The organism is Actinomadura rayongensis, from assembly GCF_009831215.1.
In the GTDB taxonomy this organism is placed as follows: Bacteria; Actinomycetota; Actinomycetes; order Streptosporangiales; family Streptosporangiaceae; genus Spirillospora; species Spirillospora rayongensis.
Genome location: NZ_WUTW01000013.1, coordinates 22,272 through 29,766, shown reverse-complemented (window position 1 = coordinate 29,766; position 7,495 = coordinate 22,272). Strand labels below are relative to the sequence as shown.

The 7,495-nt window shown below is 71.2% G+C and carries 8 protein-coding genes and 1 tRNA gene; 5 read left to right on the top strand and 4 right to left on the bottom strand.

Annotation, left to right across the window (positions count from 1 at the left end; translation table 11 throughout):
- Positions 1-2: 2 nt before the first annotated feature.
- Positions 3-74 (bottom strand) — tRNA-Gly (locus tag GQ466_RS30410).
- A gap of 192 nt (positions 75-266) precedes the next feature.
- On the opposite strand from GQ466_RS30410, the gene GQ466_RS30405 reads away from it, so the two are divergent.
- Together GQ466_RS30405 and GQ466_RS30400 are read left to right on the top strand one after the other, a co-directional pair.
- Complete coding sequence (locus tag GQ466_RS30405) at positions 267-1,271, top strand: chorismate-binding protein (RefSeq protein ID WP_161106534.1); 1,005 nt, start codon at positions 267-269, stop codon at positions 1,269-1,271.
- Entirely contained in the window at positions 1,237-2,073 is an 837-nt protein-coding gene (locus GQ466_RS30400) for an aminotransferase class IV (RefSeq protein ID WP_161106533.1), read from the top strand. The genes GQ466_RS30405 and GQ466_RS30400 overlap by 35 nt, the downstream gene beginning before the upstream one ends.
- Before the next feature lie 3 nt (positions 2,074-2,076).
- Here the strand turns inward: GQ466_RS30400 and ppgK are convergent, their stop codons facing one another.
- Entirely contained in the window at positions 2,077-2,820 is a 744-nt protein-coding gene (ppgK, locus tag GQ466_RS30395; RefSeq protein ID WP_161106532.1) for a polyphosphate--glucose phosphotransferase, read from the bottom strand.
- A gap of 102 nt (positions 2,821-2,922) precedes the next feature.
- Here ppgK and sthA point away from each other — a divergent pair, with 102 nt between their 5' ends.
- Positions 2,923-4,326: a Si-specific NAD(P)(+) transhydrogenase gene (gene sthA / locus GQ466_RS30390; protein WP_161106531.1), complete on the top strand. Its 1,404-nt coding sequence runs from the start codon at positions 2,923-2,925 to the stop codon at positions 4,324-4,326.
- 6 nt (positions 4,327-4,332) lie between these two features.
- On the opposite strand, the gene GQ466_RS30385 is transcribed toward sthA, so the two are convergent.
- Positions 4,333-4,752 carry an SsgA family sporulation/cell division regulator gene (locus tag GQ466_RS30385; protein WP_161106530.1) on the bottom strand — a complete coding sequence of 140 codons (420 nt, stop codon included), beginning with the start codon at positions 4,750-4,752 and terminating at the stop codon, positions 4,333-4,335.
- A 312-nt stretch (positions 4,753-5,064) separates the two neighbouring features.
- Between GQ466_RS30385 and GQ466_RS30380 the strand changes: the two genes are divergently transcribed.
- Entirely contained in the window at positions 5,065-5,508 is a 444-nt protein-coding gene (locus tag GQ466_RS30380; RefSeq protein ID WP_161106529.1) for a PGPGW domain-containing protein, read from the top strand.
- Between the two features lie 37 nt (positions 5,509-5,545).
- Positions 5,546-6,613, top strand: coding sequence for an ABC-2 transporter permease (locus GQ466_RS30375; RefSeq protein ID WP_161106528.1), 1,068 nt, complete (start codon positions 5,546-5,548; stop codon positions 6,611-6,613).
- Here the strand turns inward: GQ466_RS30375 and GQ466_RS30370 are convergent.
- Positions 6,566-7,327, bottom strand: a complete 762-nt coding sequence (locus GQ466_RS30370; RefSeq protein WP_161106527.1) for a DUF1684 domain-containing protein — start codon at positions 7,325-7,327, stop codon at positions 6,566-6,568. The two genes, GQ466_RS30375 and GQ466_RS30370, sit on opposite strands and share 48 nt — an antisense overlap.
- Positions 7,328-7,495: the final 168 nt, after the last annotated feature.

Genomic DNA, 7,495 nt, shown 5'->3' with positions numbered 1-7,495 from the left:
AGAGCGGAAGACGGGATTTGAACCCGCGACCCTCACCTTGGCAAGGTGATGCTCTACCCCTGAGCCACTTCCGCGTGTGCTGCTCGGTTCCGATCCCTTCCGGGCCGGTCCCTCGCGGCGACATGCAGAACACTAGCGCGTTCCGCCGCGTTCCCCAAACCGGTTACCGCCGCGGCGGCCTTTCCCGAGGTCGGGCCCCGGGCGACGGCGCGGGCCGCCGCGCCCGGCACACTGGTCCCGAGAGCGGACGGCAGGGACGGACTGGGATGGACTTCGCGTACGCCGGCGGCGTGCTGGCGACGGGACCGGCGGAGACGACGAGCGATCCGGCCGCGCTGGAGGGCGGCGGCTGGTGGGCGGTGGCCGTCACGTTCGAGGGCAAGGTGACGTGCGTGCGGTTCACCGACGTCCGCCGGGCCCCGCATCCGGACGGCCCGTGGAGCGCTCCCGGCGCGTGGACGTCCTCGCTGGACCGTGCCGCGTACACGGCGGGCGTGCGGCGCATCCGGGACGAGATCGCCGACGGCGTCGTGTACCAGGCCAATCTGTGCCGCGTCCTGTCGGCGCCGCTGCCGGCGGGCGCGGGGATGGCGGGCCTCGGGCGCAGGCTGGCGCGCGGCAACCCGGCCCCGTACGCGATGACGCTGAGCGTCCCTGGCCTGGAGATCGCGTCGGCGTCCCCCGAGCTGTACCTGGCGCGCGACGGCGACGTGGTGGAGTCCCGTCCGATCAAGGGCACCGCGCGGACGGCGGCGGGCCTGCTCCCGAAGGACCGCGCCGAGAACGTCATGATCGTCGATCTCGTCCGCAACGACCTCGGCCGGACGGCCGCCACGGGTTCGGTGACGGTGCCGGAGCTGTGCGCGGTGGAGGAGCATCCGGGGCTCGTCCACATGGTCTCGACCGTCCGGGCGCGGCTCGCGCCGGGGACGGGCTGGCCCGAGCTGATCGCCGCGACGTTCCCGCCCGGGTCGGTCACCGGGACGCCGAAGGCGAGCGCGCTGGCGCTGCTGGCCGAACTCGAACCGGTCCCGCGCGGGCCGTACTGTGGAGCCATCGGCTGGGTCGACGCCGATGCCCGGCGCGGCGCCCTCGCGGTCGGCATCCGGACCTTCTGGGCGGAGGACGGCATGCTGCGCTTCGGCACCGGAGCGGGCATCACCTGGGGCTCGGACCCGGCCGGCGAATGGCGCGAGACCGAGCTGAAGGCGGCTCGGCTGTTGGAGGTGGCTTCCGGTGACGGAGCAGGGCAAGGTCTGGATCAACGGTGATCTGGTCGACCCGCGCGACGCGACGGTGTCGGTGCTCGACCACGGTTTCCTCGTCGGCGACGGGGTCTTCGAGACGGTGAAGGCGTCGGGCGGCGAGCCGTTCGCCCTGACCCGGCACCTGCGGCGGCTCGCGGTGTCGGCGGCCGGCCTCGGACTGCCCGAACCGGACCAGGACGCGATCGCCCAGGGCGTCCTGGAGGTGCTGGCGGCGGCGCCGCGCTGGCCGCTCGGCCGCGTCCGCGTGACGTACACGAGCGGTCCGGGTCCGCTCGGCTCGGCGCGCGGGGACGCGGGCCCGACGGTCGTGGTGACAGCGGCCGAGCAGCGGCCGTTCCCGGCGACGGCGGCGGTCGCGGTCGTCCCGTGGCCGCGCAACGAGCGGGGTCCGCTGACCGGGCTGAAGACGACGTCCTACGCCGACAACGCCGTCGCGCTGGACTACGCGGCACGGCGGGACGCGGGCGAGGCGATCTTCGGGAACCTCGCGGGGAACCTGTGCGAGGGCACCGGCAGCAACGTGTTCGTCGTCCGGCGCGGGCGGCTCGTCACTCCCCCGCTGTCGGCGGGCTGCCTGGCGGGCGTCACGCGGGCGCTGGCGCTGGAGTGGTGCGGCGGCGAGGAGCAGGACGTCCCGCTGGACGCGCTGCGCGACGCCGACGAGGCGTTCCTGACGTCCACCACGCGCGACCTGCAGCCGATCGCGCTGGTGGACGGCGTCGCGCTCCCGGCGGCGCCCGGCCCGATCACCGCCAAGGCGATGGAGACGTTCGCGGCGCGGGCGGCCGAGGTGATGGATCCCTGACCGTCAGGGCCGCGCGGCGGCGGCGACCATCGCGGCCCCGACGATCCCGGCGTTGTTGTGCAGCGCGGCCGGGACGATCGGCGCGCTCACCCCGGTGATCAGCGGGACGAACTTGTCGGCCTTGCGGCTCACGCCGCCGCCGAGAACGATCAGCGTGGGCGAGATCAGCTTCTCGACGTGGCGGAGGTAGACGCTCAGGCGGTGCGCCCACTTGTCCCAGCTCAGGTCCTCGTCCTCGCGGACCTTGGCGGACGCGCGGCTCTCGGCGTCGTGCCCGTCCAGCTCCAGGTGCCCGAACTCGGTGTTGGGCAGCAGCACGCCCTCGGTGAACAGGGCGCTGCCGATGCCGGTGCCGAGCGTGAAGATCGCGACCGTCCCCCGCGCGCCGCGTCCCGCGCCGAGCCGCATCTCGGCGATCCCGGCGGCGTCGGCGTCGTTGAGGACGCTGACGGGGCGTCCGGTGGCCTCGCCGAACAGCGCGGCGGCGTCCACCCCGATCCAGCTCCGGTCGAGGTTGGCGGCGGTCCGCGTCACGCCGTGCAGGACGACGCCGGGAAAGGTCACCCCGACGGGTCCCGTCCCGCCGAAGTGGGCGGTGATCTGCGCGACGGCCGCCGCGACCGCCTTCGGCTCGGACGGGTGGGGGGTGTCGATGCGCATCCGCTCCGCCTCGAACTCCCCGGTGGCGAGGTCCACCGGGGCGCCCTTGACGCCTGATCCGCCGATGTCGATGCCCAGCAAGCTCATGGCGTGATTCTGCCCTTTTCGGAGCGTCCTCAACGAACCCGGCCGGATCCGGAATGTGTGTACACCTGATAAAGCGGCCCCGCGATTGCGACACTGAGGAGCGTGAACGACTTCGACGTCCTTGTGCTCGGGTCCGGCCCCGGCGGACAGCGCGCGGCCATCGCCGCCGCCAAGCTCGGCCGGCGCGTCGCCATCGTGGACCGGGCGACCATGATCGGCGGCGTCTGCATCAATACGGGAACGATCCCGTCCAAGACGCTGCGCGAGGCCGTCCTCTATCTGACCGGCCTCAACCAGCGCGAACTGTACGGGCAGAGCTACCGGGTCAAGGACGACATCACGGTCGCCGATCTCGGGATGCGCACCCGGCACGTCATCGGCCGCGAGATCGACGTGGTGCGCAGCCAGCTCGCCCGCAACCACATCACGACGCTGAGCGGCCACGGCCGGTTCACCGGCCCGCACTCGATCACCGTCGAGGACGTCGACGGCCGCGCCCACGACTACACCGCCGACAAGATCGTCATCGCGACGGGGACGCGTCCGGCCCGTCCGGCGACCGTGGAGTTCGACGACCGGACCGTCATCGACTCCGACGGCATCATCCACCTGGACCGCATCCCCGAGACGATGGTCGTGGTCGGCGCCGGGGTGATCGGCATCGAGTACGCGTCGATGTTCGCCGCCCTCGGCAGCAAGGTCACCGTGGTCGAGCGGCGCGACCGGATGCTGGAGTTCTGCGACCTGGAGATCGTCGAGGCGCTGAAGTACCACCTGCGCGACCTGGCGGTGACGTTCCGGTTCCGCGAGGCCGTGGCGTCCGTCGAACGGCACGCGCGCGGCGCCATCGCCGTCCTGGAGAGCGGCAAGCGCATTCCCGCCGACACCGTCATGTACTCGGCGGGGCGGCAGGGCATGACCGACGACCTCGGGCTCGCCGCGGCCGGGCTGGACGCCGACCACCGCGGCCGGATCAAGGTGGACGACGACTACCGCACCGAGGTCCCGCACATCTACGCGGTCGGGGACGTCATCGGCTTCCCGTCGCTGGCCGCCACGTCGATGGAGCAGGGCCGGCTGGCGGCGCACCACGCGTGCGGCGAGCCCGTCTCCGACATCCACGAGATCCAGCCGATCGGCATCTACACGATCCCGGAGATCAGCTTCGCCGGACGGACCGAGGACGAGCTGACCGAGGCCAAGATCCCGTTCGAGGTGGGGGTGTCGCGCTACCGGGAGCTGGCGCGCGGTCAGATCATCGGGGATTCGTACGGGATGCTGAAACTGCTCGTCTCGTCGGAGGACCGGTCACTGCTGGGCGTCCATGTCTTCGGGACGAACGCCACCGAACTCGTCCACATCGGCCAGACGGTGATGGGGCTCGGGGGGACGGTGGACTACCTCGTCAACGCGGTGTTCAACTACCCGACGCTGGCGGAGTCCTACAAGGTCGCGGCGCTGGACGCGACGAACAAGATGCGTCACATCGCGCGGCTCGTGGACTGACGCGCGTCACGACGACCAGAGCAGGTTCTCCAGCTCGGCGTCGATGTCGATGAAGTCGCTCTCCTGGCCGGCCGGGACGGCGCGGTAGGTGCGGTGCAGGAACTCCGCGAGCGCCGACAGCGGGACCTCGAACAGCGCGTCGCCGAACGGCGAGGACAGCGCGAGGTTCAGCGTGTCGTCGGCCTCGGGGCCCGCGGGCCACACCTCGACGTCGCCGTCCCCGGCGCGGCGGACGATGCCGACCGTCAGCAGCTCGCGCGCGAAGATCCACTCGACCGGCTCGTCGTCGCCGACGTAGAACGCCATGCGGATGGCGTACGGGTCGTCGGCCGCGTACTCCAGCCCGGCGAGCAGCGGCACGGACGCGCGGTCGGGGACGACGAGGCGAAGGCCCAGCTCTGCGGACACGGAGGTACTGCTGTTCATGGCCAATCCTTCAGACGTCGGTCCCGGCGTGCGCGGGCGTTCCGGATGGGAGACACCCCTCTGACGGATGTCCCCTGGATCTATGACGCGTAACGGGGCCGACTTGTGGGAACATTCCGCGCCCCGCCTGCTGTGTGATCTATCTCACGTACGTCAATCTACCCCCTGACCTGCATAAAAGGGGGCAACATGCCGGACGGTGCGGGGTATTCGCCCTGCGACAGAACATCCCGTGTGTGACGATCGAAGGTCCTCGGTCGTTGGAGGGGGCGGAGGCCCGAAGTCGTGAGTCCTCTGGCGTAGGGTAAAAACGTGGCGATCAACCAGCAGAACGACGCGCCGTCGTCGCCCCCGGAGGAGACCGGGGAGCCGGGCCGGCTGCACCGCTTCCGGGAGCGCATCCGGCGGAACGCGCTGCTCAACACCACCTGGCGCATCGGCGTCTTCACCGTCGGGATGACGGTGCTCATCGGCGGCCTGGTCATGATGGTCGCGCCCGGTCCCGGCATCCTCGGCATCATCGTCGGCCTGGCGATCCTCGCGTCCGAGTTCGCCTGGGCGCAGCGCGCGCTGCACCACGCCAAGGTCGCCGCCGAGAAGGCCAAGGAGAAGGCGCTCGACCCGCGCACCAAGCGCCGCAACTCGATCCTCGCCGTGCTGGGCGGGCTCGTCTGCGGCGCGGCCGTGATCGCGTACCTGTGCCTGTACCACTTCAACCTGCCGTGGAACGTCGCCGACTGGACGCCCTGGTCCTGATCCTTAGCGCCGCCCTGGTCCGGGTAGGCGCGCTCGCGTGCGCAAACACGCTCGTGAGCGACCGTCCCGGCGGCGATGGGAAGCGTTCCGCGGCTCGCCGTTCCCGGCCGCGGTCGTCCTGACGCTCATCCTGGCGGCGGCGGCCGGACTGTTCGCCGGGTCCTACACCTACGCGATGGCGAACCCGGCGCCCCGGCACCTGCCCATCGCGGTCATCGGCCCTCCGTCGCGGACGGCCGCCCTGGTCACCGCGCTGGACCGCTCCATGTCCACGACGCTCGCCGTCCGGACGTACCCGTCGTACGCGTCCGCGCGGCGGGCCGTCGAGGAACAGCGCCGGTTCGCGATCCTGGAGGCCGGGCGCCCCGGTGCCCGGCTGGACATCGCGCCGGCCGCCGGGGCGTCGGTGGCGCGACTGCTCGTCCAGGCGGTGCCCAAGGCGTCGGCGACGGCGCGGATCCCGCTGTCCGTGCGGGACGTGAAGCCGCTCCAGCCGTCCGATCCGCAGGGCCTCGCGCTGTTCTACATCTCACTGGCCGCCGTGATCATCGGATTCGTGGGGGCGATCCAGCTCAGCGTCCACGCCCGTCCGCTGAACCCGGCGGAGCGGATCGGGTTCATCGCGGCGTACTCGCTGCTCGGCGGCTTCGCGATCGGCGCCGTCGTGGACTGGCTGCTCGGCGTCCTCGCGCTGCCCTTCCTGCTGTCGTGGACGATCCTGTCGTTCACGCTGTTCACCAGCGGGATGGTCTTCACCATGTTCAACACGCTGGTCGGACGCTGGGCGATGCTCCCGACGTGGGGCCTGATGGTCCTGCTCGGCAACCCGTCGTCGGGCGGCGCGGTGTCCTGGCCGCTGCTGCCGTCCGGGCTCGGGGCCATCGGCCGGTGGCTGCCGCCCGGCGCCTCAGTGAGCGCGCAACATACGGCGGTCTACTTCTCCGGACACCAACACGTCCAGCCCTACCTCGTGCTCACCGCATGGAGCGTCGTGTCCCTGGTCATCTTCGTCGTATGGCGGCACCGGCACCCAGGCGGCCGACCCGCGCCCGAACGGTCAGCTGCGGCGGACAGCCCGCTCCCCCGCCGTGACGGGCACGCTTAGGACGTTGCCCGGCGGCGGAAACGGGCACAGCGAGTGGTCGGTGAACGCACAAGGCGGGAGATAGGCCCGGTTGAAGTCGGCGACGGTTCGTCCGCTCGCATCCGGCTCAGGCAGATCGAGAAAGCGGAACCGGAACGTGGACGTCCCACTGGTCGCGTCCCCGAACACCGCGTTCAACCCCTGGGCAGTACGCGACACGGCAAGCACCCTGCGCTCCCCCGCCACCTCAAACCCCACCTCACCCACCAGAACCAGCGCACGCCGCGCACCATCCGCGTTGGGGACGACCGCAGCGCGCTCGGCGTCATAGGACGTGAACGTCGCATCCACCGCCCACCCAGGGTCGTAGTCAAAAGTCTCGATCCCATCGAACGCGAGCCGACTCGGCGCCGCCGGATCGAACACCCGAACAGCCGACACACCATCGCGGACCAGCACGACCAGCGTCCGGTCCCCCACCGTCAGCCCCGGCGTGCCCGCCTGAAGAACGACACGCCCCTCCAACGGCTCACCATGCGCACGGATCCCATCCGCCGCTACAGCCTTCAACACCACACCAACGTCATGCGGCGCCCAAACACCAGGAACACCCGGAACCCGCGTCTCCCCCTCAACCCAGTACGTGCCAGTGATCGAAAGCGCGCCCAGCGGCGCCTGCACCGCACGCACCCGCTCCTCATGCCACAGCTTCCAGTCGCCCTCGTCGGTGCTCACGACACTCCCCTCCAGACACGAGCCGAACTCGGCCGAGACTCCAGAGCCGACCGGACACACCAGCCGATCCAACCATCCCTACCAAAAATGTACACTTTCCAAGCCCACCCGACCAGCCACCGACCAAACGATGCACGGGGACCCCACGGGATGCGCTAGGCTTTTCCA